The sequence below is a fragment of the Amycolatopsis sp. NBC_00348 genome, from assembly GCF_036114655.1.
Classification (GTDB): domain Bacteria; phylum Actinomycetota; class Actinomycetes; order Mycobacteriales; family Pseudonocardiaceae; genus Amycolatopsis.
In genome coordinates, this window is sequence record NZ_CP107994.1 from 8,771,201 (window position 1) to 8,796,713 (window position 25,513).

Annotated in this window: 27 protein-coding genes and 1 tRNA gene; 9 read left to right on the forward strand and 19 right to left on the reverse strand. The window is 65.5% G+C overall.

The window, feature by feature from the left end; translation table 11 throughout:
• Positions 1-48 precede the first annotated feature (48 nt).
• On the reverse strand, positions 49-507 hold the full coding sequence (locus tag OHS58_RS39140; protein ID WP_328645734.1) for a MarR family winged helix-turn-helix transcriptional regulator: 459 nt from the start codon (positions 505-507) through the stop codon (positions 49-51).
• Between the two features lie 159 nt (positions 508-666).
• Between OHS58_RS39140 and OHS58_RS39145 the strand changes: the two genes are divergently transcribed.
• From OHS58_RS39145 to OHS58_RS39155, 3 genes are all read left to right on the forward strand, one after another.
• Positions 667-1,629, forward strand: coding sequence for an alpha/beta hydrolase (locus OHS58_RS39145; protein ID WP_328645735.1), 963 nt, complete (start codon positions 667-669; stop codon positions 1,627-1,629).
• Positions 1,630-1,776: 147 nt separating this feature from the next.
• A complete protein-coding gene (locus tag OHS58_RS39150; RefSeq protein WP_326945717.1) occupies positions 1,777-2,985 on the forward strand; it encodes an alpha/beta hydrolase in 1,209 nt (402 codons plus the stop codon).
• A 167-nt stretch (positions 2,986-3,152) separates the two neighbouring features.
• Positions 3,153-3,845 (forward strand): DUF4383 domain-containing protein, encoded by a 693-nt coding sequence (locus tag OHS58_RS39155; protein WP_326956248.1) that lies wholly within the window; start codon positions 3,153-3,155, stop codon positions 3,843-3,845.
• 18 nt (positions 3,846-3,863) lie between these two features.
• On the opposite strand, the gene OHS58_RS39160 is transcribed toward OHS58_RS39155, so the two are convergent.
• Positions 3,864-4,853, reverse strand: a complete 990-nt coding sequence (locus tag OHS58_RS39160) for an SCO0930 family lipoprotein (RefSeq protein ID WP_328645736.1) — start codon at positions 4,851-4,853, stop codon at positions 3,864-3,866.
• Positions 4,854-5,014: 161 nt separating this feature from the next.
• Complete coding sequence (locus tag OHS58_RS39165) at positions 5,015-6,664, reverse strand: class-II fumarase/aspartase family protein (RefSeq protein ID WP_328645737.1); 1,650 nt, start codon at positions 6,662-6,664, stop codon at positions 5,015-5,017.
• Between the two features lie 551 nt (positions 6,665-7,215).
• Between OHS58_RS39165 and OHS58_RS39170 the strand changes: the two genes are divergently transcribed.
• The gene (locus tag OHS58_RS39170; protein WP_328645738.1) at positions 7,216-7,848 is read left to right on the forward strand and encodes a TMEM175 family protein; all 633 of its coding nucleotides are present in this window, start codon (positions 7,216-7,218) and stop codon (positions 7,846-7,848) included.
• Here the strand turns inward: OHS58_RS39170 and OHS58_RS39175 are convergent, their stop codons facing one another.
• Positions 7,849-8,382, reverse strand: a complete 534-nt coding sequence (locus OHS58_RS39175) for a DinB family protein (protein ID WP_328645739.1) — start codon at positions 8,380-8,382, stop codon at positions 7,849-7,851. It abuts the gene before it with no gap.
• Between the two features lie 210 nt (positions 8,383-8,592).
• Between OHS58_RS39175 and OHS58_RS39180 the strand changes: the two genes are divergently transcribed.
• Positions 8,593-9,441 carry a hypothetical protein gene (locus tag OHS58_RS39180; protein WP_328645740.1) on the forward strand — a complete coding sequence of 283 codons (849 nt, stop codon included), beginning with the start codon at positions 8,593-8,595 and terminating at the stop codon, positions 9,439-9,441.
• A gap of 18 nt (positions 9,442-9,459) precedes the next feature.
• Here the strand turns inward: OHS58_RS39180 and OHS58_RS39185 are convergent, their stop codons facing one another.
• Positions 9,460-10,005 carry an AAA family ATPase gene (locus OHS58_RS39185; RefSeq protein WP_328645741.1) on the reverse strand — a complete coding sequence of 182 codons (546 nt, stop codon included), beginning with the start codon at positions 10,003-10,005 and terminating at the stop codon, positions 9,460-9,462.
• A 108-nt stretch (positions 10,006-10,113) separates the two neighbouring features.
• On the opposite strand from OHS58_RS39185, the gene OHS58_RS39190 reads away from it, so the two are divergent.
• A tRNA-Lys gene (locus OHS58_RS39190) sits at positions 10,114-10,186 on the forward strand.
• A 404-nt stretch (positions 10,187-10,590) separates the two neighbouring features.
• Here the strand turns inward: OHS58_RS39190 and OHS58_RS39195 are convergent.
• From OHS58_RS39195 to OHS58_RS39240, 10 genes are all read right to left on the reverse strand, one after another.
• Complete coding sequence (locus tag OHS58_RS39195; RefSeq protein WP_328645742.1) at positions 10,591-10,935, reverse strand: hypothetical protein; 345 nt, start codon at positions 10,933-10,935, stop codon at positions 10,591-10,593.
• Positions 10,936-11,616: 681 nt separating this feature from the next.
• Complete coding sequence (locus OHS58_RS39200; RefSeq protein WP_328649929.1) at positions 11,617-11,856, reverse strand: tyrosine-type recombinase/integrase; 240 nt, start codon at positions 11,854-11,856, stop codon at positions 11,617-11,619.
• Entirely contained in the window at positions 11,753-12,805 is a 1,053-nt protein-coding gene (locus OHS58_RS39205; protein WP_328645743.1) for a site-specific integrase, read from the reverse strand. The genes OHS58_RS39200 and OHS58_RS39205 overlap by 104 nt, the downstream gene beginning before the upstream one ends.
• The gene (locus tag OHS58_RS39210) at positions 12,805-13,002 is read right to left on the reverse strand and encodes a helix-turn-helix transcriptional regulator (RefSeq protein WP_328645744.1); all 198 of its coding nucleotides are present in this window, start codon (positions 13,000-13,002) and stop codon (positions 12,805-12,807) included. Before OHS58_RS39210 ends, OHS58_RS39205 begins: the two co-directional genes overlap by 1 nt.
• A gap of 15 nt (positions 13,003-13,017) precedes the next feature.
• Complete coding sequence (locus tag OHS58_RS39215; protein ID WP_328645745.1) at positions 13,018-14,646, reverse strand: replication initiator; 1,629 nt, start codon at positions 14,644-14,646, stop codon at positions 13,018-13,020.
• Complete coding sequence (locus OHS58_RS39220) at positions 14,646-15,032, reverse strand: hypothetical protein (protein ID WP_328645746.1); 387 nt, start codon at positions 15,030-15,032, stop codon at positions 14,646-14,648. The genes OHS58_RS39215 and OHS58_RS39220 overlap by 1 nt, the downstream gene beginning before the upstream one ends.
• The gene (locus OHS58_RS39225; protein WP_442875491.1) at positions 15,029-16,561 is read right to left on the reverse strand and encodes an FtsK/SpoIIIE domain-containing protein; all 1,533 of its coding nucleotides are present in this window, start codon (positions 16,559-16,561) and stop codon (positions 15,029-15,031) included. Before OHS58_RS39225 ends, OHS58_RS39220 begins: the two co-directional genes overlap by 4 nt.
• Before the next feature lie 351 nt (positions 16,562-16,912).
• A complete protein-coding gene (locus OHS58_RS39230; RefSeq protein ID WP_328645748.1) occupies positions 16,913-17,161 on the reverse strand; it encodes an AMED_5909 family protein in 249 nt (82 codons plus the stop codon).
• Entirely contained in the window at positions 17,145-17,423 is a 279-nt protein-coding gene (locus tag OHS58_RS39235; RefSeq protein WP_328645749.1) for a hypothetical protein, read from the reverse strand. The genes OHS58_RS39230 and OHS58_RS39235 overlap by 17 nt, the downstream gene beginning before the upstream one ends.
• A gap of 512 nt (positions 17,424-17,935) precedes the next feature.
• Entirely contained in the window at positions 17,936-18,409 is a 474-nt protein-coding gene (locus tag OHS58_RS39240; protein WP_328446074.1) for a hypothetical protein, read from the reverse strand.
• 245 nt (positions 18,410-18,654) lie between these two features.
• Here OHS58_RS39240 and OHS58_RS39245 point away from each other — a divergent pair, with 245 nt between their 5' ends.
• A complete protein-coding gene (locus OHS58_RS39245) occupies positions 18,655-19,497 on the forward strand; it encodes a GntR family transcriptional regulator (RefSeq protein WP_328645750.1) in 843 nt (280 codons plus the stop codon).
• Positions 19,494-20,159 carry an HAD family hydrolase gene (locus OHS58_RS39250; RefSeq protein ID WP_328645751.1) on the forward strand — a complete coding sequence of 222 codons (666 nt, stop codon included), beginning with the start codon at positions 19,494-19,496 and terminating at the stop codon, positions 20,157-20,159. Before OHS58_RS39245 ends, OHS58_RS39250 begins: the two co-directional genes overlap by 4 nt.
• A gap of 11 nt (positions 20,160-20,170) precedes the next feature.
• On the opposite strand, the gene OHS58_RS39255 is transcribed toward OHS58_RS39250, so the two are convergent.
• From OHS58_RS39255 to OHS58_RS39265, 3 genes are all read right to left on the reverse strand, one after another.
• Entirely contained in the window at positions 20,171-21,406 is a 1,236-nt protein-coding gene (locus tag OHS58_RS39255; protein ID WP_328645752.1) for a hypothetical protein, read from the reverse strand.
• 131 nt (positions 21,407-21,537) lie between these two features.
• Positions 21,538-22,227: a hypothetical protein gene (locus tag OHS58_RS39260; RefSeq protein WP_328645753.1), complete on the reverse strand. Its 690-nt coding sequence runs from the start codon at positions 22,225-22,227 to the stop codon at positions 21,538-21,540.
• Positions 22,224-23,279, reverse strand: coding sequence for a DUF262 domain-containing protein (locus tag OHS58_RS39265; RefSeq protein WP_328645754.1), 1,056 nt, complete (start codon positions 23,277-23,279; stop codon positions 22,224-22,226). The genes OHS58_RS39260 and OHS58_RS39265 overlap by 4 nt, the downstream gene beginning before the upstream one ends.
• A gap of 1,015 nt (positions 23,280-24,294) precedes the next feature.
• Between OHS58_RS39265 and OHS58_RS39270 the strand changes: the two genes are divergently transcribed.
• Complete coding sequence (locus OHS58_RS39270) at positions 24,295-24,783, forward strand: SixA phosphatase family protein (protein ID WP_328645755.1); 489 nt, start codon at positions 24,295-24,297, stop codon at positions 24,781-24,783.
• On the opposite strand, the gene OHS58_RS39275 is transcribed toward OHS58_RS39270, so the two are convergent.
• Positions 24,780-25,484 carry a S1 family peptidase gene (locus OHS58_RS39275; protein WP_328645756.1) on the reverse strand — a complete coding sequence of 235 codons (705 nt, stop codon included), beginning with the start codon at positions 25,482-25,484 and terminating at the stop codon, positions 24,780-24,782. The two genes, OHS58_RS39270 and OHS58_RS39275, sit on opposite strands and share 4 nt — an antisense overlap.
• Positions 25,485-25,513 lie beyond the last annotated feature (29 nt).

Here is a 25,513-nt window from a genome sequence, read left to right on the forward strand (position 1 = left end):
CCCTGCCTGCTTCGTGGCCCATGCTAACCACCCAGGCCGACGCCTTGATCACGCCGGGGACAACGCCTCCCGATAGGCGTTCACGGACGCAGTCAAACGGTCGAGTTCGCCGCGCATCCGGGCGAGTCCGGCTGCGTCGAGGCCCATCGCGTCGCCGATCGCGTCCGGGACGCCGACGGCCTTCTTTCGCAGCGCCTTCCCGGCGTCGCTGAGGCTGACCATGACCGCGCGCTCGTCGTCGACCTGCCGGTTGCGCAGCACGAGACCGGCCGCGTGCAGCCGCTTGAGCAGCGGCGACAGCGTGCCGGAGTCGAGGTTCAGCTCGGCGCCGAGCTCCTTGACCAGGCGGTCGTCCTGCTCCCAGAGCGCCAGCATCACGAGGTACTGGGGGTAGGTCAGGTCGAGCTCCGCGAGGACGACCCGGTACAGCGACGTCACCGCGCGGGACGCCGAGTACAGGCCGAAGCAGAGCTGGTCGTCCAGGCGCAGTGAGCCGTTCTCCGTCATGGCGGCCTCCTCTCTCGTAACTCTCCATGGTCCCCGATCGGGTGGTGCGTGGCAACTTAAGTGCCCCTGATCTCATTGAGCGTCATTAAGTTGTGCACAACTCAGTTGAGAGCTACCTTTACGCCATCAGCTTGCTCCACCCGCCCCGAGGAGGCAGAGATGACCGCCAACCCGCACCACATCGCTCTGGAACCGGCCGCACAGGCGTTCGCCGAGGCCACCGACCAGCCGCCGTACCTCTTCCAGCTGCCGCCGGAGGAAGGCCGCAAGGCCGTCGACGGCGTCCAGGACGGCGAGATCGCCATGGCCGCCGCCGAGATCGAGGTGCTGACCGTGCCCGGCGGGCCGACCGGCGAGGTCGAGACCCGGATCGTCCGCCCGGCGGGTGTCGAGGGTCCGCTGCCGGTGATCGTCTACGTCCACGGCGCGGGCTGGGTCTTCGGTGACTTCCACACCCACCAGCGCCTGGTGCGCGAGCTGGCCGCCGGGACCGGCGCGGCCGTCGTCTTCCCGGAGTACGACCGCTCGCCGGAGGCGCGCTACCCGGTCGCCATCGAGCAGAGCTACGCCGTGGCGAAGTGGGTCGCCGAGCACGGGGCCGAGAAGGGGCTCGACACCACGCGCATCGCCGTCGCCGGCGACTCGGTCGGCGGGAACATGACCGCGGCGCTCACCATCCTCGCCAAGCAGCGCGGTGACGTCACCTTCCGGCAGCAGGTGCTCTTCTACCCGGTCACCGACGCGAACTTCGACACCGCGTCGTACACGGAGTTCGCCGAGGGCTACTTCCTCGCCCGCGAGGGCATGAAGTGGTTCTGGGACCAGTACACGACGGACCCGGCCCAGCGCGCGGAGATCACCGCGTCGCCGCTGCGCGCGTCCATCGAGGAGCTCGCCGGGCTGCCGCCGGCCCTCGTGATCACCGGCGAGGCGGACGTCCTTCGCGACGAAGGCGAGGCGTACGCGGCGAAGCTGCGTCAGGCCGGCGTGCCCGTCACGGCCGTGCGGTACCAGGGGATCATCCACGACTTCGTGATGGTGAACTCGATGCGCGAGACGCACGCCGCCGAAGGTGCGATCACGCAGGCGATCTCCGTGCTGTCGCGGGCTTTCGCGAAGTGAATTCCTGAGAGAGCGCTGAGTGCGCGAGGCGTTGCGGCCCTATGACGGAACTCACAGGGCCGCAACGCAGGTGGTGGGTCAAACGTGCTATATACGCGAGTCCCGTTGTCCGGGCGCGCGTTTTGCCCGCCTGGAAGGACCCGTCCCATGCACCTGAGCAGCATCCGGCTGGACTCGCCGGTCAACATGATCATCGTGGTCGTGCTGACGCTGCTCGCGATCATCGCGGTGCCGTGGTTCTGGGACCGCTGGAAGCGCAAACGGCTCTGGCGCAGCGCGACGATCCTGCTCGCGGTCGTCCTCCTGGTCGTCTCGACCGGCATGGCGGGCAACATGATCGGCGGGTTCTTCCCGACGGTCGGCTCGTTGCTCGGCACCGGCGTCTACTCCGCGCCGGGCACCGACGCCGAGGCGGCGCAGAACGGCGAGGACCTCGAGAAGCTGCGGGACACCGCGGTGGCGCACGCCCGTGAGGGCAAGGGCACGGTCGTCCACATGAAGGTGACCGGGCGCCGGACCAAGATCACCCGCGACGTCACCGTCTACCTGCCGCCGCAGTACTTCGACGCGGGCTTCAAGGAGCTCAAGTTCCCGGTGGTCGAGTGGATCCCGAACTACCCGTCCGGCCCCGAGGTCGTCACCGCCGGCTACCACCTGCCGGAGCAGCTGGACGCGGCGATCGGCAAGCGCGTGCTGCCCCCGACCGTGGTGATCGTGCCGGACCCGACCGGCGTCCCGAAGGTCGGCCACGACACCGAATGCGTCGACGAGGTCAATGGCACCGCGAACGACACCTACCTGACCGCGGACCTGCGGGACTGGGCGCTGCAGAAGCTCGGCGCGGCGCCCGACCGCCGGGCCTGGACGATCGCGGGCTGGTCGTCCGGCGGGTACTGCGCGATGAACCTCGTGACCCGGCACCCGCAGTGGTACGGACAGGCGGTCAGTGTCAGCGGCTACGACAAGGCGCAGGTCGATTCCGAGACCGAGGACCTCTTCCACGGCCGGCAGGACATCAACGACGCCAACAACGTCCGGCTGAACGTGCGCCTGCACCCGTCGCCGGTGGACATCCTGGCCATCGCGGGCGACAAAGAGAGCTACGAAAGCTTTGCGATCGACCAGATCCGCAACGCGGCCCGGCCGCCACTGCGGTTTTCGTCGTGGAAGATCCCGGATGCCGGCCACAACATGAACACCTTCAAGTCGCAGATCCCCGACGTCCTCGCGTGGATCGGCGCGCACAGCACGGCTCCCGGCCCGGTCGGCCGACAGGTCGAGACCACCGGCGGCGTGCAGCCCTGGCCGTTGCCGCGTTCGGGCGCGCGCGGCGCGCTGGCCGACACCGACCAGTAGCCGTTCACCGTCCACTGAGGACGGTCCGGCGATTTCCGACATCGTTGTCATCGGTGTGGTGCCAGTGATCGGACGTCTGGGGGTTTTCGCCTCGTTTCGCGCACAGTGGTCGCGGGGTACCTGGGTGCGGTGACAGTCGTCACCACATGCTGGGAAGGACTGGAGTCATGGCTCACGCGAAAGGCGCACGCATCCGGGTTCGCGGCCTGCAGCCGGCGCAGGTACTGGCCGGACTGGCCGGGATCGCGTTCATCATCGTCGGCATCATCGGATTCACCAGGACGGGCGTCGGGAACTTCGCCGGTCACCACGACGCCGGGTTGTGGCGGTTCTCCGGCAATCCCCTGACCAGCCTCGTCCGCGTCGTCACCGGCGTGGTCGGCCTGCTGCTCGCGTTCGGTTCGGGCCGCGCCCGGACGTTCGGCTGGCTGCTGTTCATCGGTTACGGCGCCCTGTTCGTGTGGGGCCTGATGATCGACGGCCTCATCTCGAACAACCCCTTCGCCAACGCCGGCAACCCGATGGACCTCGGCCCCGCCGACACCTGGCTGCACCTCGGTGTCGCCGCGCTCGGTCTGCTGATCGCCGTCCTGCCGGCCCGCCGCACCATTCTCGTGCCCGAGGAAGACGAGGTGGCCGACGAGCCGACCGTCGTCGAGCAGCGCACCGACCGTGTTGCCGACAACGACCGCGTGACCGAACGCGTCCCGGTCGTCGAGGGTTCCGCCGCCGACCGCGACCGCGTCGCCGTCGCGGACACCGAGGCGCCCCGTCGTCGCCGGCCGTTCCTGCGTCGTGACCGCAACGAGCAAGGCCCGGAAGTCGCTCGTGAAGAGCGTCCGCCGGGCCTCGCGCACTAGATCAGTGGGTTCGGGTGGTCAGTAGCTGTAGCCACCCGAGTCGCTGGAGCTGCTGCTCCCCGTACCGCCGCTGCTGGCCGGAGCCTGGCTGGTGGCGGCGGTCGCGGGGTTGGTGCCGAGCTTGCAGCCGGCGGGCTCGATGACGAACCAGGTGCCGTTGACGCCCATGCCGTTCGCGTCGCCCGGCTTCAGGTCCTTCGAGAAGGTGTAGACGGGCCAGCCGCCGATGGTGACCTGCTCGGTGCCGTCCGCGCGCTTGATGCTGCCGAGCAGCTTCGAGTCGATGCCCTGCAGTTCGACCTTGCCGTTGGAGAGCACCGGCGGCCAGGTCTTCTGGCAGTCGCCGTTGCAGGCGGAGGTCTTGGCCTTCTTGGTGTCCTTGGTGAACAGGTAGAGGGTCATGCCGTTCTGGTCGGTGATCGCGTCGCCGAGGCCGTCGATCTTGGTGGCGCTGAGCTTCACGACGCCGGCTTCGGTCCCGGTCGCGGCCTGCTGGCCGGCCTTGCCACCCTTGGCGTTCGAGGCGTACCAGGCGCCACCGACACCCTGGCCGGTCGCGTCGCCGGCCTTGGCATCCTTGGCGTAGCGGTAGAGCGCCCACCCGCCGACGGTGATCTGCTCGGTCCCGTCGGTCCGGGTCACCTTCCCGACGAGGCTCTTGTCGACGCCTTGAACCTGCACGTCCCCGGTGGCCAGCATCGGCGGCCAGGCCTTGGCGCAGTCACCGTCGCAATTGGACTTCGGCGGCTTGGCCGTGTCCTTGTCGAAGCGGTAGAGGGTCATGCCGTTCTGGTCGGTCAGTACCTGTCCCACAGCGGCGACATCGGCGACGACGAGTTTCGACTCGTTCGACGCCGGGGCCGCATTGCCCAGCTGGCCGCCGCCGGTGCCACCAGCCGCCGCCGGAGCGATGACGGGCTGTGCGGTTTCGGCGCCCGAGCAAGCGGTGAGCACTGCCAGCCCGGCTGCCGCAGCGGCGACGGAGACGGCGATGCGCGTGCGAAGCATGGAAGTTCTCCTTGTGTCCGTTGGGATTGTCCGCCGCTCGGTGCGGCTGCCTGATACCCACTACACGGACACTCCACGGAGGCGGTTCAAAGTATTTTCACGAACCTTCCGACGCAGGTCGGGCCCCTGAGCCCGCCTGCGCGACCAGGTGCGGTCCGCTATTACGCGTCGCTGCCCGCGGCTTTGTCGGCCGTCGTGGCTGCAGCTTTGCCGCCCGCGTCCGCTGCGTCGCCCGCCGGTTCGCCGTCGCCCATTGCCCGGTCGACCAGCGTGGCTGCCGCGCCGGTGTAGCCGGCCGGGTCGAGAAGGCCGTCGAGCGCCGCCGGGGTGAGCACACCGGTGATCGCGGGCAGCTCGTCCAGCACCTCACGCAACGGCCGGTCCTCACGAACCGCGCGCAGGGACGCCTCACCGAGCAACTCCTTGGCCGCCGCCTTCCCAAGTAGCGGCGAGAGCACAGCCGACAACCGCTCGGAAACGATCAGCCCATGCGTCGACGCCAAGTTGTCCCGCATCCGCTCAGGCAGCACGGTCAACCCCCGCGCCAACTCGACGGCCGTGTAAGCAGCACCCCCGGTCAGCCGCAGACACTCCCGGACGAGCTGCCACTCGGCATGCCAAACCCCGGCCGAACGCTCATCCTCAGCCAGCATTGACTGCGTGACCCCAGCAGCGAGCACGGGCACCTGCAGCGCGGCAGAGCGGATCAACGTCGCCAGCACCGGGTTGCGCTTGTGCGGCATCGCGGAAGATCCACCCCGCCCAGCCGCGGTCGGCTCAGCGACTTCCCCCAGCTCGGTCCGGGTAAGCGTCTCGACGTCGACCGCCAGCTTCCCCAGTGCACCGGCCGTGAAGGCCAGCGCACCGGCAAGGTCCACGACGGGCGTCCGCAGCGAGTGCCACGGCAGCAACGGTGCGGCCAACCCGGTCTCCTCGGCGAAGGCGGCGGTCAGCCGCTCCGCATACCCACCATCGGCCGCGCCGACGCCCGCAGGCTTGGTGCCTGCAGTCCCGGCGCCGGCCACGCTCGCGTCAGTGAGTCCGTCGTCGGCAGGCACGCCAGCGGCCGGCACCGCACCGGCGGCAGTCCCGGTACCGGCAGGTCCATCGTCGGCGGGCACGTCAGCGGCATGCCCGCCGTTGCCGAGCCCTCCGTCAGCACGCTCGGCGTCGGCGAGACGCGCGTACTCGACGTACGCCGCCAGCGTTCCGGCCGCGCCACCCAGCGAGACCGGCAGCCCACCGTCCAGCACGCGCCGGACTCGGGCCGCCGCATCCAGCACCAGCCGGCGCCAGCCCGCGGCCTTGAGCCCGAACGTCGTCGGCACGGCGTGCGCCGTCAGCGTCCGCCCGGCCATGACCGTGTCCCGGTGCGCACGGGCCAGGTCGGCCAGTGCCTCAGCCGTGGCGTCGAGGTCGTCGGCGAGGGGACGCAGCGTCCGGTCGGCGACCAGCATCATCGCGGTGTCGAAGATGTCCTGGCTGGTCGAGCCGCGATGCACGTACTCGGCGGCGTCGGGCGCGATCGCGCCGACAGCCGACGTCAGCGCCTTGACCAGCCCGACGACCGGGTTCGCAGTCGCCCGCGACCCCCGCGCCAGCTCGACGACGTCGATCCGAGCGTTGCCCGCAGCCTCGGTGATCGCATCCGCGGCCGCCGAGGGCACGGTGCCGAGCCGAGCCTGCGCCCTCGCCAGCGCCGCTTCGGCGTCGAGCATGGCGCGCAGCCAGGCTTCATCACCGGTCGACGTCTCAGCCGGAGTCCCGGCCCGCACCGGAGACAACAGCCCAGAATCGGGGTCGACGGTCATAACGCCAGCATCGCACGCATCCGACCTCCCGCCCGGCAGGGCAGTCACCCGAAGGCGCGACCGTGCCTCGCCTCGCTGGGCAGGTCAGCCGAGACGCGAGCGTGCCTCGCCTCGCCAGCCGGTCAGCCGAGACGCGAGCGTCGCTCGCCAAGCCGGTAAGCCCGAGGCACGGCCGTGCCTCGCCAGGCCAGTACGCCGAGAGCGCGGCCATGTCTCGCCAAGCCGGTGAGCCGAGAGCCAGAGCGTGCCTCGCCAGCCGGTGAGCCGTCGGCGGGAGCGTGCCTCGCCGGGCAAAGCCAGCCGAAGCCGCGGGCGCGCCTCACCAAGGCGAGTCGCCGTCAGCGTGGGCCACCGAGCCGCGTCAGCCGGAGGCGAGTGGGCTCACCGAGGCGGCCCAGCCGGAGGCGAGTGGGCTCACCGAGGCGGCCCAGCCGAAGAGCGTGGGCATGCCTCACCCAGGCAGGTCGTCCGGTGACGCGACGGTGGCTTACCGACCGCGTCAGTCGACCTCCGCCGCTGTCGTCCGGTCGCGTCTGGCACGCTCTCCGTCCATGAGTGACGCCACACCCGGCGAAGACACCGCCGCCGCATCCGAGGAACGGTTGTTCGCCGCCGAGCGGCTCGTCTTCTTCTCCGACGCCGTCGTGGCCATCGCCATCACCCTGCTCGCGCTCGAGCTGCCGCTGCCGGAGGGCATCACCGGCACCGAGCTGCTGCGCTCACTCGGCGATCACAAGTCCGAATACGTCTCCTTCCTGATCAGTTTCGCCGTCATCGGCGGCCACTGGCGTGCCCACCACCGCCTGTTCGAGCACGTCACCACGGTGAACGCCGGCCTGATCAGGATCAGCTTCAGCTGGCTGCTGATGCAGGTGATCATGCCCTTCGCCACGAAGGTGATCGGCGGAGACGGCGCGTTCGAATTCCGCTTCGTCTTCTACGCCATCGTGCAGGTCATCGCTATGTCCGCGTTCCTCCTGATGGTCTGGCAGATCCAGCGTCACCACCTGTACCGCACGGACACCCCGCCGGAGCTCTTCGGCAGGACTTACCGCGGGTCCGGCGTGATGATCGCCGCCTTCGCCGTGTCGATCCCGGTCGCCTTCTTCACGCAGTGGGCCTACGCCTGCTGGATCGTCGTTCCGCTCGTGTCCGGTCTCCTCCTTCGGTCTCGCAAAGCCTGATCACTCGCCCGTCACGCCGTCGACCCGTTCGCGGATCAAGTCGGCTTGTCCACAGTGGCGCGCGTACTCGCCGACCATCCGCAACATCAGCCAGCGCAAGGTGAACGGCGTGCCGGTGCTGATCCGGGTGCCGGTCGAGTCCACTGTGCTCGCCGCGACGATCGCCCGTGACCGCTCGCATTCGGCGTGCCACAGGGCGAACGCCTCTTCGACGTCGCCATCCAGCACGGTGAACTCGAAGTCCGGGTCGTCATCGGAGGTGTAGAGGTTCGGGACGTCCTCGCCCGCGAACTGGATCCGGAACCACCACCGTTCGACGCCGGTGAGGTGCCTCAGCAGCCCGTGCAGCGACAGCGTCGACGGTGATACCGAGCGCTCCGACAGCTGCGCCGGAGCCAGGCCGGCGCACTTCAGCTCGAACGTGCGCCGGTAGTAGTCGACGGTCTCGGTCAGAGCCTGCAGCTCGCCCGCGACCTGGGTCAGCTCGGTGCGCTCACCGGTGAGCCGCGGCCCGTAGACGATGTGTTCGGTCATGTGCGGAGCGTGCCAGAGGGGTACGACAATTTCGGTTCGCGGCGGCGGCCGGTGACCGGGCAACGGCCGATAAGCCCAGTTCAGACACGGTTTCGCGGACCCGGTAACGAATCTTCGGGAGCGGCGATCTGATCTTCGTCACCTGCTGCGCGGTACCAGTCCCCACCGGTCGGAGCGGCACCCTTCGGTTCGGAAACAGGAGAACAAACTATGGAGCGAACCGGTCGAAGAGCCGCCGTTCTGGCCGCGCTGGCCGCGGCGGTCATGCTGGCGGCACCCGCGGTCGCGTCCGCGGCCCCGCCCGCCAGCGCGATCGACGTCAGCGACACGAGCCTCCACGCCGGCGACACGTTCACGGTCACGGAGCAGCTCTACAACCCGACCGACTTCACGGTCACCGGAGCGAAAGCGGCGGTCTACACCAAGGAAACGCCGATCGTCGACCTGGTGGACCTGGTGTCGTGCACCGGTTCGATCGCGCCGTGCGGGCCGTACTTCAGCAGCTACCGCGGCGGTGTCGGCGACCTGGGCCCGGGCGAGAGCGGGTCGGTGACGTTCACCTTCAAGGTCAAGGACGACGCCACCGGCGGCCAGTTCACGCTGCAGCACCAGTTCGCGGGCGACAACTACGCGTTCGGCGTCGAGGACGGCCCGGCCGTCACGATCACGGCGGCGCCGAAGGCCGACGTCAAGGTCGCGCTGACGGCCACCCCGCGCATCGGCGTGTTCGCCCGCGTCGACTACGTGGTCACGGCCTCGAACACCGGCCCGGCCTCGGCGACCGGCGTCCGCGTGACGGTCAACCCGGGTGCGAACCGCTCGGTCATCTCGACGACCGGCTGCACCAAGACCGGCGCGACGCTGAGCTGCACGATCGGCACCCTCGCCCCGGGCGCCTCGGCGACGGCCAAGTTCACGTCGGAGGGCGGCATCCTCGCCTGGGGCGCGTTCACGGCCACGGCCCAGCGCGCGGCGAGCACCCCGGCCGACCCGAACACGGCCAACGACACGGCGGCGAAGAAGTGCACGGCGTACACGGGCCTGTACGTGACGTGCTGATCCGTCCATAAGGGAGCGTCAGAGCGCGAAGTCCGCCGTGCGGCCCCGGTGCCGCACGGCGGACGCGGTCTCCTCGACGCTCTGTCCGGAGGTGTCCAGCACGAACCGCTCGAGCTCACCCAGCGCGACGAACGCGCCGTGCATCCCCTTGATGGGCTCGACCTCGGTGAGCTCCCGGCCTTCACGAGCGGTCCCGCGCGCGAGGGTCACTTCCAGACTCGGCCGCAGCACGACGTAGAACAGGTCCAGACCGTCCCGCTCGACGGCGTCGCGGAACGGCTGAAGAGCCCACGGCCCGACGATGCCATCGAGGACGACGTCATAACCCCCGCGGGCATAACCACAGGCGGCGTCGGCGAGCACACCGAGCACGACCTCGTTCTGCCGCGCGGCTTCGGGCAAGTACGGCGGCACGAACCCGGTCCGGATCCAGACGTAGAAGCTGTCGGTGTGCAGGTGGACGGTCGCCCGCGCCGCCCCCGCGGCGACGAACTGGGCAACGGTGGACTTCCCGGCCCCGGGCGGCCCGGTGAGGATCAGCAGCGAACCGGCGTTGTCAGGCATGGACGCCATCATGAGCACCACCGCCGGCCAAGACCAGTCTTGACCTTCCAGGCGGCCTGATCCACCCGCGGAGGGGCGCTGAGCGGGCCCCGGCTAAGCTGGGAGCACGGGCCGTTAGCTCAATTGGTAGAGCTGCGGACTTTTAATCCGTAGGTTCTGGGTTCGAGCCCCAGGCGGCCCACTCAAACTCCCTGGTCAGCGGCCCATCGGTCGCAGCCGGTCAAGATCGGCTCCCCGGGTTATCCCCGGTCTTGGGGCGGACGGTTTATCCGAGAGGTGCATTCAAGGCGGCCTCAGGCCGCCGTGCACGGCGCTTGACCCGTGGTCGAGGGCCAGCTCGGGGCATGCGAGCAGGCGCCCGGTCCCGCGGTCGCCCGCGGTCGACCCAGCAACCCCGCCGGCAGGGCGAATGTCATGCCGACCAAGGGATGTCCTTGCCGGACGATAGGTTCTCCGGGATGGCTGACTGAGTGCACAGACTGCGTCCGAGATGCCAAAGGTTCGCACTTGGGGCCAGAACCTCCCCAATACAAACAAACCCGCACCCAACCTCAGTTCCAAGGTGGTGCGGGTTCGTTGCAGGCCTTAGCAAGCGTTGGCGCCGACCGGTCGAACTCGCGCATCGAAGCCGTCGGCGGTAACGAAGAACTTGCCCTCGTGGGGGCGATCAGTCCAGTCTGGAGTGAAACCACCAGCCTTGTGGATTGCAGACCGTGCTACGACAAGAGCCCTGCTCAGTGCGTCACGGTCAGTCTCTGCGTCCACGCTCATGGCCAGCGCGATATTTCCTGTGGCTAGCTCAGCGGAGATGTCGGGGTCAACCGCGCCTGGCTCCTCAAGGAGCGCATCCATCACTTCACTGAAGTGATCTTCAAGGTCCCCCGACGCACTTCGAACCGTGCATCCTATCTCAACGTAGTACCGCGTCATCTTCCACCCTCCTTCCAGCAGGTCGTTCGCTTCAACTGTCCCCGAAGGTTCTTCATATATCTAGGGTCGGAAGGGCTGAGATGCACGGTCTTCCAGTGCTCTTTCTCGCACGGACACCTGCACTTCCAGTACTTCTTCCCCTTCGTCGTCCGCCAGCCTTGACTTCGTAGATCGTCAAGGAGTTTGTTGATCTCGTCCTTGATGCCACCCAACGAGCTGCCATCCCTTCGGTGTTGACAGACAGGTCGCTGGACGCACAGGGCTTGTTTCGATTATGCCTGAGATCACCCAAAGGGACGTATCAGTTGCACAACTTCACTCATTCGAGGCATGTGTCCACTCTTTGAGATTGGACTCATTGGCGGTACACTGCCTCCCCTTGTCGGTCGCGCTGTGAAACTTACCCTCGGTAGTCTAGTTGTCACGAAGATCGACCACTAGCACTCGAAGCCCTATGGGCTAGTACGGAGAAGCAAGTGCACCCGTTCGAGTGACTTGTCTCACATTTTGTGTTGACTCTTGACGACCTCCCACTCATGTAGGTGTGTAGGTGCCCAGGAATTCATCAACAAGCAGCGGCAAAGTGTCGACCAGCTCGACTGGCTGTTGACATGAAGACGTGTCCAGCTCAGGTGGGACCCGCTCAACTCCCCATGTCGGCGGCCTATCAATCGTCACCGATCAAGATCGAGTTCCAGGGTTGGCGTCAGACGGGTTATCTAGGAGCCCTTCGAGGGCCTGCGCCGTGATCGGGTCGACCGTCTTCCGGCCCAGGTAGGTGTCCTGTGTCATCGACACCCGCGAGTGGCCGAGGTGATCAGCGATCAGCCGCGTCGGGACGCCCGCGTCGTCGAGGGCAGTCGCCGTGGTCTTCCGGAAGTTGTGCGACGTCAGCCACAGGAAGTCGCCGGATCCCCGGATTTTCCCGGAGCACCCGCAGGACATTGTTCGGGTCCCGCAGGGTGCCGGTCGTGCTGGCGAAGATCGGGCTAGACAGTGGCCGGCCGTCCGCCTTCGCCTCAGCCCACCGCCGCTCCAGCAGAGCCAGCGCCCAGGAGGGCAGGGGGAGCGCTCGCATGCTCGACTCCGTCTTCGGCCGAGGCTTGCGGAGCAGGCCCTCACCCTTGACCCGCACCACCGTGTGCGTGATGTCGATCGTGCCCTCGACGAAGTCGACGTCCTCCCAGAACGTTGCCAGCGCCTCACCGACCCGGACGCCCGCCGCCATCATGAACCGCGACAAGTCCGGCAGGTCCCAGCGCTGAGCCTTCTCGCTGGCCTCGACGCGGGCCAACCACTTCGTGCGCTCCTCCGCGTCCAGGGCCCGAGGCTTCTTCTTGCTCTTCGGGATGCGCCGGGTGTCCCGCGTCGGGTTGCTGTCGATCGCGTCGTACCGCGCGGCCAGGCCGAGCATCCCCGACAGCGCCGTCCTCGCGGTCTTGGCGGTCGACGCCCCGACGGTCCGTTGAAGGGCGCCGAGGAACCGATCCAGCCGCATCACGGTCGCCTCCCGCACCCGCAGCTCACCCGTCCCCGGGATCACGTGCCGCTTGAGAACGGACTCGTACGTGTTGATGGTCGTCGGCGACTTGATGCCCTCCCTGACGTCCTGCCGGACCTGTTCCATCCACACGTCGGCGAGATCCTTGAGGCGGGTCTCGCGGGTGATCTCACCGGTCGTCGAGCCCGTCCAGTCGAGGAACGCGTCTCGAAGTCGTTGTGCCGCCTTACCTTTCGTCTTTCCCGAGCGCTCGACCTCTCGCGTCTGACCGTCGAAGTCGCGGAAGAGCGCCCGAGCCCGCCAGCCCTTCGCAGTTGCCGAATAGCGGATCTCCCCGTACGTCCCGATCTCCAACTGAGGACGAGGCATCACGCCACCTCATCCGACAGCTGGTCCACCCACGAACTGACGTCCTCCGGCCGGTACCGGACGTACTTGCCGATCCGACGGCCGGCCGGACCGTAGCCCTTGGTCCGCCACTGGTACAGCGTCGACACCGGTACACCGAGGTAGTTCGAGACGTCCTCGACCGTCCACAACCGACTGAACCCCACGTAGTCGTTCATGTCTCCCCCTCCAGATCAAGCCGCGAGCTGAGTTGCCGAAGTTTCCGGACCGTCCCCTGGCGGTCCGGCGGCGGCGAGTAGTGCGCGGTCGTACTCGGCCTTCCACGTGATCCGCTCGGCGATCGCACGCATGACCAGATGCGGCCGGGGCGGTACCTGCGGGTCTCCGGGCTCGACCTTCCGCCACACCAGCCGGGCCTGGTCGGGTTGTGGCTTCTCGATCCCGATCGCGGCCAACGCCTGCTGCACGAACGCCTTGCGGTCGGCTTTGTGGTCGTCGAGGGTCTTGCCCGACCACTTCCGCGACACCAGCACCCGACGCCCGGGCAGCCCGAGCGTGGTCCGCCGATGAGCCCGTCCCTTGCAGTGCCCCGGCGTGGTCTTGCCGCTCGCACCCTTGGGCTGCACCCCGTAAAGCAGCCAGACCGCACAGCGCGGCGAGCACGGCGTCACCGACAGCTCGGCATGCAGCCGGTCGTGGTGATCACGCAGCCGGGCCGTGTCCGCCTCGACGACCTCGCCGGTGGACTTGGTGAGGTACTTGGTCAGGTAGCCAATGTGACGGCCAGCCTCTTCCGTGCCGCCGAGGATGCCCTTCGAATGCACCTGCCGCCCGAACGTGACGACATGCGCCGGGTCCTCGACCTGGTCCACCGCGTCATCCCAGGCGGTCAGCGGCTCGCGGGTGTCCGGGTCGAGGAACATCCGCGTGTCCCCGTCCCACACGGGCAGCCGGTCGACGTAGACGACCTGGTCGTGGTTGGGCCACCAGACCTGGTGATAGGTGGCTTCGGTGACCTGGCGGATGACGTCGTGCGGGATCGCCCCGCGGATCGCCGCGTGCAGGTGCGGAGCCGTCCGCTTCTGCGGCTCGACCGTCGCGAAGTACTGCGCATCCCAACCCACGACCCGGCGGAGGTTCTGCCACCACCGGTCCACCAGCGCCGAGAAGTGCACCGCGTCCCGAGCGGCCCGCCGGTAGTCGTACCGGGCCGGGTCGACCGGTGCCCCATCACGGACCGGGCCGTAGGTGTCACAGGTCAGCGTGACGAACATCGACGGTCGGAACTTCCCCGCGTACTCCCGTCCGACCGTCGTCTTCGCGACCTTCTGCCGAGGCAGGTTCGGAGCGTCCTGCCGCCGCTTGGTCGACCGCTTCACCGCCCGCTTGGTCGGGACGTCGAGGGCGGGCAGCCGGCCCCGCATCCCGAGTTGCCGAAGTTCCGCATCAACCCCGGCGACCTCCTCCCGCAGCTCCTCCGCCTCCGCCTGGTCGTGCTCGACCACCTCCCGATAGGCCGCGACCAGGTCGGCGCGGTAGGTCAGCAACTCCTTGTGATCCTCCGACGGCGGCTCGGCGGCGAGGCTGGGTTCTTCGGTCATGTGCCAGCCCTCGCGGCACTGCGCCTGCCGAAGCGCTTTCGCTTTCCGGGCGCAGGGTAGGCAGACCGATTCCACTGTGGAGCCGCAGGGCACGGGGACATACCGGAGTTCGCCGGTCTCGGTGTCGCCGACCTCCATCGTGAAGGGCCGGACGCAGACGCCGTGCTTCTCCGCCGTCGCCCGGATCACGTCGGCAGCCAGCGGTGACCGCATCCGTTCGGCCCGGGTCCCGGCCGGCTGGGTCTGTACCTGGTCCGTCATCAGGCAGCCACCTCCCCGGGGCGGGTCCATTGCCGAAGCTGGAACACAGGCATGTCCTGCCGCTGGCCTGCGGGCAGGTCCGGGAACACCGCCGAGTCGTACGCAACGCCGCCGTAGACGTGCACCGGAATGCCGCACGGCGTCCGACCGACGACCGACAGATGCACCGAGTCGCCGTCATGAACCCGCCAGAGCGAGGCCGACACGTCATCGAGCGTGTTCGCCCAGGTCAACAGAGCCCCGGCAACGTCAGGCAGTCGATGAGTGTCGAGCTGGACCGTGAGTGGATCGGACCAGGTCCGCACAGTCAGCGCCGCCACGGGCGGGAGCTGGTGCAGGTCGAGGTGATCGCGGATCGTGTCGAGGAAGACCATCAGCCGGTTCACGCCGCCGCCCCCTCGCCGCCGAGGACGGGCCGAGCGACGCCGCCGTTGGTGACGTACTGCTCCAGCGCCTTCACGGTCTCGTCCGACACCCACCCGGCGCGGATACGCAGCGGTTCGCGGATGCCTTCGCCCCACACGAACCCGACCCCGGCTTCGGAGTCGCCGATGCGGTTGGCCCACGCGCCACGTTCGTACGCGCCGTCGCCGAGGACCATGCCGACGTGCGTCTTCGAGGTCACCCGCAGGCAGACGCGGCGGGTGAACAGCTCCCGGACTGGGACGGTGTCCTTGGTCGGCTCCTGGACGTACCCGCGTACCGAGATGTTCAGCGCGCGGCCCTGCGTGTTGAGCAGCGCCACGCGCTCGACGATCTGTTCACGGGTCTTGCGATCGGTGTACTTGGTCAGGGCACCGATCTCGTCGAACTCCAGCAGCTCCAAAGGGTACTCGGTCGAGAGCGGGATCGTGCGGACGCGGCCGGCGAACTCACGCTTGCGAGATTCCATCTCCTCCACCAGCCCGTCAAGCACCTCGAGCGCGTCCTTCCCCGACACCGCATAGCGAGCGAAGATCCCCCGTCCGTAAGCCAGCTCCATCCCCTTGGGGTCGATCCCGGACATGCGCACCAGACCGGAGCGGATCGCCGGGGCCACCGACACGAGCGGGCACCACATCACGGAGTTCTTGCCCGCACCAGATGCACCGGCCGTCAGGCAGTGCGCGCCCGAGCCGAGCAGCGGGACTCGCCAGTCGTGGCCGTACTCGGTCCTACCGGCCCACACCTTGCGGAGGTCCACCGCGGATTGCCCCTCAGACAGCGCGGGGGAGTGCACGAGCGCTGCCAGCTGGTCCCGGCGTTGGAAGTCGACAGAGACCACGTTCGGCTTCAGCTCCCGTACCTGGCAGCGTGCGACGTTCCGCGCCGAGGCCAGGGCACGGGCAGCCTCGTCGAAGTCCTCGGGCTTCTGGCCGGGCACGAGCTGCACCCGGACCTCATCCCAGGACGGCCCGGAGCGAACGCCGAGAACCTTGGGCACCTGCACCCCGGACTGCCGAGCTGTCGCACGAGACGCCTTGCGACGACCGACCAGGTTCACGGTGACCTCAACCGGCAGCGCCGCGTCCCGGACGCTCAGGCCACAGGCGTGCAACCAGCCCGGGAGCTTGAGGTGATAGACGGCCCAGCGCAGCCACCACGACCGCAACGGCCGGCCGCACCACTGGTCGAACGAGGTCACGTCGAACAGCCGCCACACCCCGAGCAGCAGCGCCAGGCCGACGAGGTTGACCACGAGCCAGACCCAGCCGACCCACACGCACCACAGATAGACCGCGATCACGGTCAACGAGGTGCGCCAGTGGATCACAACCTGGGAGAACAGCCAGAACACGACCTTGCATGCCCACCACAGGGCCACGAACACGACAACCATGGCGGTCAGCAGCTCAGCCATGGACGCCAGCGCGCGGCCGATCTTGGCCAGAACCCATACGCCGAGTCCGAGGCCGGCCAGGGCGATCACGAGCATTCCGGGAGAGGTCATCGCCGACCACCACCCAGCACAGCCGAGAGATCCAGCGGCAACGCGCCCAAGCAGGGGGCGCATTTGGTTTCGCCAGGCAGCAGCCGAGCGAAGCGCTTGCAGTCGGAGCATCGCGAGCGGGTGACCCCCACTGGCGATGGTTGCTTGTCATCGTCTAGCGTCTGCATTGTTCACACCTCGCGGTTGTGGACAGCGCAGGAGCGGCGTGGTTGGTAGCCGAGTTTCCGCTTCTGCGCCTTACGGTTCCGCGTCACCGGAAGAGGACGCGTTTCAGCACCGCACGTCATAGCGCACGGTTTTGTTGCTGTGATTCACTTATCGTGTATCTACATAGGACTATTCAGGCTTGGTGTTTGAGCCCTGGATCTTCGTTGACACCTCCCCGGCTTGACGTCGTTCGTAGTCCGCCCAGTACAGGGATTCGTGGTGGTGGCCCCGATCGACGTCGGCGACCCACTCGTACATCCGGGCGTTCGCCTGGCGGTAGGCCAACCAGACCGACGGGTTGGCGTCCGGCGCAGGCCGTCGATCCATCGCGATCTCGTGCGCGTCCCGCAGGGTGCGCGGCTTATCCGGCGTCTTCATCACGCACCAGCCGAGCCGTCGCGCGGGCTTCGAGAAGCGCAGCCAGATCCTCCGCGCCGTCGCGGAGCTGGCGAAGGAACGTCACGCACGCTGGCCACATCGCCGGATCGTCCGGCGGCCGGACTGTCACCACGCACGGCGCCCCCGCGAGCACCAGCATCGGCGGATTCGTCGGCTCCGAACCAGTCTCCTCGACCGTCAGTTCCGCGTGCGGGCCGACGACCCACGTCACGCCGAACCCGTCCCATCCGGTGGTCGACATGCCCTTCCTCACCTCGAACGCTGTACTTGTCGGCCTGGATCTCGAACGCCTCGGCCGCAGAAATGACCGCCGTATGCGCCCACGCGGGAAGCTCGAACTCGGCCGCCAGATGACGCCAAGCAGCTGCTACTGCCCGCGACACCGACGACAGCTCAGCTTCAGACGCGGCCGGGTACCGGGCATAGGCCAGTTCCCAGGCCCTCACTAGCTCCCACCGGCTCATGTCAGCTCCCCTGGTCGACGATCCGAATCGGCACGACTGAACTCCACCTGCGCGCGCCGCATGAACTCCTCCGCCGCCACCGCCGACGCGTGACGCGCCCAGAGCGGCACAGCCAGATCGGCGGACAAGGCACGCCAGGCCACAGCCACAGCGTGGTAGGCGAGAGCAAGACGCCGCACTGCCGCCAGATCACCCGAAGTCGATCTCATAGCGGCGAACAGTGCGGCCGTCTGCTCCGCGTATGCCTCGTTCCACCGAGCGACCGCCTCACGCGACGGCCGCCCCGCCATCACGCTGCCTTCTGCTGACTGCCCGAGCCCTCACCGGCCGGCGTCTTCGCGGCAGCCTGCTTCGAGCCAGCACCACGCCCCGGCTCACGCATACCGGTCGCCCGCAGGACCCAGCCCTGGTACTTGAACTTCTCGCCCATCACCCGGGCCTCGACCATCAGGCCCTCGAACACGACCGGCCGGAAGTCGAACCCCTGCATCGCCGCCGGAGGCGGAACGGGCTGGACCCGGTCGAGCAGCGTGACCGTGGCCGACTTGTCGCGATCCTTCTCCGCCGACGGGTCGGTGACGGTGACCTTCCACTGCGGCAGGCCGGTCTGCTCGTCGATCTTCTGCTTGGGCTGCTTGCCCCGGGCCTTGTCTTCGTTGGAGACGTACTCCATGTCCGGTGTGACCGGACCGACGATCGCGGCTCCGGCCGGAAACACGACGTCGTGCTCGATCTCGAAGCGTGTCCCGCGCGCTACTGCCATGTCGGTACCTCCTGGTCAGGCGCCTCATTCGGCGCTGCCTAACTTGGCTGACTTGATCAGCTTAGCCAGGTTGGCTAGACAAGTCAACCAAGCGGGAACCCGTCTAGGCCGCTAGGCCGTCTAGACAAGAAGCGCGCACCTCGGGACACTGGCCGACATGTGTCACATGTGACGCGTGGTCGACACATGTGAACACATGTCGACATATCAGCACCAAGCCCGAGCCGCGATATGGAGGAAGCGCCGTGCCTCTGGACCCCGATGATCCGAGGCCGCCTTACGTGCAGGTGGCGAACGCTCTGCGAGCCGCGATCCTGACTCGGAAGTTCTCGCCAGGCGACAAGCTTCCGTCGCGAAACGAGCTGGCGAAGAACTACAACGTTGCGCCGATGACCGTTCAGAACGCCCTGCGCGAGCTACGCGACGAGGGCCTGATTGTGTCGCGGCAGGGGAGCGGTGTCTTTGTCCGCGAGCGCACCGAGCGCCCGGTGGGTCTCCGCCCGCACATCGAACGCGCCTTCGAGGCCGAGGATGTCACGATCGACTTCGCCGGCTTCTCCGGTGAGACTCTGCACGGGGTCATAGCTGAGCCGCTGGACAAGATCCGAATCGGCCGGCTCCGGCCCGAGTCGATCACAGTCCGTCTGTTGGTCCCGGACCCGACGCAACCGTGGTCCCTGCCAGTCACAGTCGACGAGCACGCTGATAGCCCGCTGTTTCGCAAGCGCGCTGAAGAGATCATGCGCCGACACACCCTGGCCATCGTCGACTCGGTGACCGAACTCGCCGAGCTGGGTTTGGTCAACAAGGCGACCGCGCAGGTCCGCGTGCATCCCTCGCCTCCGATGTTCAAGCTTTACTTGATCAACAGTGAGGAGACGTTCTTCGGCTTCTACCCGGTCCGCGAGCACGTCATCAACTTCGGCGGCGAGACCCAGGCGATGTACGACCTGATGGGCAAGGACGCGATCCTCTTCCACCACTCGATCAACGACGACGACACGTCTACAGGTTCTCAGTACGTCGACCAAGCGAAAATCTGGTTCGACAGCTTGTGGAACAGCGTGGCCAAGGATTATCAGCGGTGAAATTAGCAGCTTCCATTAACCGAACTCATGCGCTACTAATTGACTTTGACGGTCCGGTTTGTGATGTCTTCGCAGGTATTCCCGCGGCAGTGGTTGCTGCGCAGTTAAGACTCGTGCTTACTGACAGCGGTCACATCGACCTTCCAGATAGAGTGCTCTCGAGCCCTGATCCATTCGATGTACTCTTCTACGCGTCGACATTGGGAGGCAGTGCGGGCCGTGATGTGGAGGTGGCCTTTGTGGCACATGAAGTGGAGGCTATATCGACAGCGAGGCCGACTTTGGGCGCTCATGAGCTGATAAAATACTGGCATGAGTTGAGTCGACCAATTGCAATTGTCAGCAACAACAGCGTATTGGCTATCGAGAGTTACCTCGACTTGTATGAACTCCGGCCGTCTGTTGACTTTGTATCTGGTCGCAGAAATGCGGACGTTACCCTACTGAAGCCTAATCCTCACCTGCTTTATGAGGCAATCAGAACTCTGGCGGTTACTCCGCAGGAGTGTTCCTTTATCGGCGACTCGATCTCTGATATCGACGCTGCGCGGTCTGCAGGAGTTTATTCTATCGCCTACGTCAACAAGGCGAGGAAAGTTAGCGAGCTCGCGTCCGCGGACGCTTTAATTGAAGAAATGACGAGTTTGCGGTCGATGTTGTAGTCAACGACGCGTCAGTCGCGGACCCTTTGAAGGGTGATTACGCTCTCCGCCACTTCACCCTTGGTGTACTCGCGTGCTGACCGGTTCATTGTCATCAGAGATCGAATGACTGGAAATGGTTCCAATGTCTTCAGGGACCAGCCACGACGCGTAGCCTCGTCGATGCAGATATCAGCTAGCGGGACGGGGATATCTTTGTAGTACGAATCTTGTACTACTAAGCAGGCATATGCGTCAATCTTCGCGACACGGCTTAGCTCGTCAAATCCGGCGGTGAGATCAAGCATGTACTGCTTCGCTTGCTTCAGATAGTACCCGCTGGATGCCTTACTCTCATGCTTAGAAATTCCATCGAGTAAATCGCTGGCAACGCGCCCGAATCCTGGTCCATATTCTCTGGTGGGCCTAATCAGGGTGGTGCCCATCAGGCCGGATCGCAAGGTTCGATCACGGAATACATCAATGCCAAGGACGGCTAGTTCGCGCGCATAAGCAACGCCATAATCGATTCTGGTTAGGTATGGAGGAGATGTCAGGATCAAATCGATAGAAGAGTCAGCCAGTGGCAACTGTGACGCCGAAGCAGTCAAAATAGACGCTTCTGGCAAGTCTTTGCGAAGACTTCTAAGCCGAGGAAGTAGGATCTCGATCTCGCGGACAATCTGCTCGTCTAGAATATCGAACGGAATACTTAGCCGCGAATCATCGTCTTTGGCTCTTTTTATCCAAGTTGGATTAGAGCCTTCGAACGTCTTTGTGAGCCGACGTGTCACACGAAAGATGGCCAAGATTCCAGGTATTGATCGACTCTTTGGTGCGCGACCAAGAGACTTGGTCCAGTCGCGAAAACGCGACGTAGTGTCCTGGTCAAACCAGTTGAAAAGCGGGTCGTCAGAACGTACTATTTTCCTCGAGAATTTTACCGGAGGAACGGAAGGTAGCACTCTTCCGTTCAGCTGACACCGCGCTTGTGCGATTACATTAGCGACTGGATTGAGGTCTACTCCCACGGAAACATGACCGTCGTGTTGGGCGGCAAGCGTCGTTGTTCCGCTTCCATTCCATGGGTCCAAAACTACTCGTCTATCTTCACCTGCATGGCGCTTAAGCTCCGAGCAAGCCCAGTCAAAGGAAAAGCCAGCATAGTAAGGAAATATATCGGCCAGCCCTGCGGTCTCAACTGGAGGTCGTTTCGGTGAAATTGCGCCTTTACCGTGACGCCGCGCGTCAACCTGCAACGGCAACATGCCCTGAGTCTCCCCAGGGCCGCTTGCAGGCCTGACGGGATCCACTGGCACTTCTCTCTCTAGGTCGGTCGCGTAAGTCATCATAACGCCTAGCTGCCCACCTGATGCAACCGGTCTGCTGCTTATCGACCTCAGGCCTGAGCACGAGCTGTCTGTCGGCCATCTAGCCAATCCATCACGTGCAACTGGATGTGTTGCAGTAGGTCGATCAACTTGCTGAGCATGTCCCCAAGGTCACGATTTCCTTTACTGCGACCAACTGCTACCGGATCCTTTTTCCAGTGAGCTACGTCGTTTCTCTTCTCTTGAATCTCGCTTATCAGCATTGAGTCTGTCGGCCTATTCTTCCAGTCGTCGGGAAGGCCGAGTAGTAACCATAGGGCCTTAAAATGCTTTTCACCAATGGTGGTACCGTCGGCAAGTTTGAAGAAGTCGGCGAATCGATCAACTGGTCTCGAGTCAATTTCGTGGAGACCTACTTGAGTGACTATCTCTGCGCGAGCAATCAGAGATGCGACGTTGTCAGTTCCACTGCGTCTAAAACCGCGCGAATCTATGATCGAGATAAATGAGACTGGCAGATGTCGTCTCTCGATCTGCATCGCATCGACTGCATCTGCGATCGCAGTCGGAAGATCTCTCATAAGTGCCTCGAGTACGCCCCCCATGACGACATATGACAAGGCGCGGCTAGTCGCAGCGAATCCGTCGTGATCAAATTTGCCGGCTTCCCCCGACTTGTCGAAGGACTCAAGTCGCCGATTTTCTCTTTCAAGCTGGCTTACTGCATCATCGAATACCTCATCGATAGTGCGGTTCATTTCTTGGAGAACAATTCTTCTGCGCGCTCAATGCGCCTGAAGAGCATTGAGCGACTGTTGGTTCCCTTGGTGCTTGCCTCGACGAGAACCTCGTCGTTCTCCCATCCATTCGGGGGCTTGACCAGCTTCTTGCCTGATCGAATAACTCGACCAATTCCAATTAAGACTGCTTCAAGCTGGTTGATCGGAGTAACGGTCACGCGATTGCGCAGGAAAGGTCCCCCCACTACTTCGCTTAGAAATTCGGTAACTTCTACAAACAGATTCCGGTCGGCCGCCAAGTCGGTATCTGCTAGTCGATGCTTCATGTAATCGTTCAGGAACCGAGTGACTTTGCCGTCGAAGTTATCCATGCGGTCTAAGTAGGCAAAGAACTTGAGAACTATCTCTGCGGCTGTTCCGTCGAAAAGGTTGCCCTTTTTGAGTTTTAGTAGTGACTGGTACTGCTTCATTTGTGAAAGTTCTTCTATTAGGTACATGAACGGTCCCATGAAGACGGCCGTGCGGATCTCCTGGGGTGTCAGTTCAACCGCGCCAGCATTCAGTCGTCGAAAAAGTTCAAACCTTACGTCGACGTCCGACTTGTCGCTGAGTACTTGAACTCGCAGGTAGCGGCGGTCGAGCATCAATTGGATCGACTTAGGTAGGTCGTCGTAAGTGACGCCGATGAATCCACTAAGTTGGCTAAGATTTGTCAGTGACAGCTTTCTTTGGGAGAACTGGAGGTTAATGTTGGAAGCGGGTACGTCGACGCCGCGAAATCGCAGGATGGTGGAGATCCGTTGCAGGCCATCTACAACGTCCCAAGTTCCGTCTCTGTTCGTTGCGACGAAGATGGCCGGGATAGGAAGGCCGAGCAGCAGTGACTCGATCAGTTCTGACTGAGTGTCGTCATCCCATCGAAACTGACGCTGGTAACTCGGAACTACGTTGATTTCTAGATCTTCGACCATTCGTACGATTTCGCGAATGGATAAGTCGAAATACTCGGTATCGACGGCCCGTCGATGCGAGTCGAGCTCATCCCGCAGATCTAGCTCATTATCCGGCATTTGAGCGTATACTCTCTCGGTCGTTCGTTGAGTTGGGGTTTCAGACTACCAGTCGGCAATGTGGGTGGGCGTTGCCGAATTCAGCTCTATGGGATCAAGCGCGCCGCCCTTGGGCGGCGCGTCAGTCGCCCGGCATAGCTGCTCACGCTGGCGACCACGCCCGTGCCCGGCACGGCCGACTCCGCTCCGCTCTGCCGACCGGCCGGGCGGCGTGGCCGCCTTCGGTGCAGTTGCGCGGCGCCGCCCGCCGACGGCGCGTCTGAGCATCCAGTCAACGTCGAGCCCTCCCTCGCCGATGAGTCGTACAACCCGGGTCGCCGTCAGACGCCACCGTGTTACGCCCGTTCGGCGGTAAGCACCATCCCGAAGCTTGATCGTGACAACGGCCGGTGACGCCGCGTCAAGGCTGGAAAGCGTGCCTTGACCCGACGCCACCGGCCGTGTGCTGGCTTCGTATCGGGATGGCGGGGGAGCTGTGGGCGGTAGAGTGGGGACGCGCGAGCTGGCAGCAAGAGCCGCGAAGAGGGCATGATCATCTCCCCGGTTTTCCCCCGGGAAACGACGCAGAACGACGAGAACCAGCGACCGAGCATGATCGTTTGGCGCGGACGCTCCCGCAGGTGAAGACTGGTATCGACAGATGACGAGAACTAGCCGCTGACCTGGGCTTATTCTCCGTAGGTTCTGGGTTCGAGCCCCAGGCGGCCCACTCGAGTTCCCTGGTCGGCGGCTATCCCGTCGCCGGCGGGCACGGTTGCGTGGGAGGCTTCGCGCGTGGACCGGAATCGATTGGTGGCCGACTCGCCTGCTCAGCTGACTTCGCGGCAGCGCGGGTGGATTCTCGCCACCGCGATCGTGACCACGGCCGGGACCATCATGTTCCTCGCCCTCGGCCTGCTCACCAGCGCGTGGACTTCATGGCTGTGGGCCGGGTTGCTCAGCGTCTCCGCCGTCCGTCACTGGTGTCTCTACGCGAGCCGTCGAGCGCGGCCGGTGCCTGTGGGAGGGTCGTGACGTGGATCAGACCCGGTTGCTTCTCGTCCTCCGGCACGCCAAGTCGGCCTGGCCGGAAGGTGTCGACGACCACGAACGTCCTCTCGGGCCGCGGGGGCTCAAGGACGCTCCCAAGGCCGGGCGCTGGCTGAGAGAACACGGCTACCTGCCAGAGCGCGTCCGCTGCTCCACCGCCCGCCGGGCGCGTGAGACCTGGCAGCTCGTCTCCGGGGAGTTCGAACAGCAGCCGCCGGTCGAGTACGACGATGAGCTCTACGGCGGTGACTACCTGGACATCGCGCGTCGAACACCCGACGACGTCACCAGGCTCGCCCTCGTCGGGCACGAGCCCAGTGTCAGCGAAGTGACTTTCCAGCTCGCCGGAAGAACTGCGATCGACGCGTTCCCGACCGGTGCCGTCGCGGTATTCGAAGTCGCGGAAAGCTGGGCCCGGCTCGACCGGGCCCAGCTGACCGCATTCTTCCGGCCGCGGGATTTGCCGGGAAACTAAACTCCGGCCACCTGGGAAATCCAGCTGCGGTAACGCGTGATGTTCGTGTACGCCGTGTTGTTCGACCTGTCACTGGTCGAGGCGACGCCGACCTGACGGCCCGAAGCGAACATCGGACCGCCCGAATCGCCGCCTGCTGTGATGCCGTTGACGCGGTTGGCGCACACCGCCACGCCGCCCGTGTAGTCGCTGCAGCCGATGGAGTTCACCCGGACCGTCGCGACCTTCAGGTACCGCGACTGGCAGTTGATCTCGGAGCCGCACTGGCTCGTCGCGCCCCAGCCGTAGACCGAGACGTTCTGGCCGACCGAGACGTCGCCGACGTTGCCGAGTGGCGAGTACGTCGCGCTCACCGACGTCGTCAGGCGGACGATCGCCAGGTCAGCGGGGCCGTTGTAGCGGGTGATCGTCGACCCGGTGGCCGTCGCGCCGCCGCTGGACTGGTCCAGGCTGCCGATCCGGAACGTGTACGTGCCGGCGCTGCTGACACAGTGCTTCGCCGTCAGGATGTACTGCGGCGCGATGATCGTCGCGGTGCAGTTCTGCTGGCCGTTCACGAACAGCCGCGCCGCCCAGGGGCCGCTCGACGCGTTGCTGCCGCCGATGATCGACGTCTGGGCCGTCGCGGGGCCGGTGAGACCGACCACCGCCAATGCCGTACTGGCGGCGAGCAGGACCAATTTGCCGAAGCGTACTTTCACGCTCACTCCTCATGGGTGCGGGAGACCCG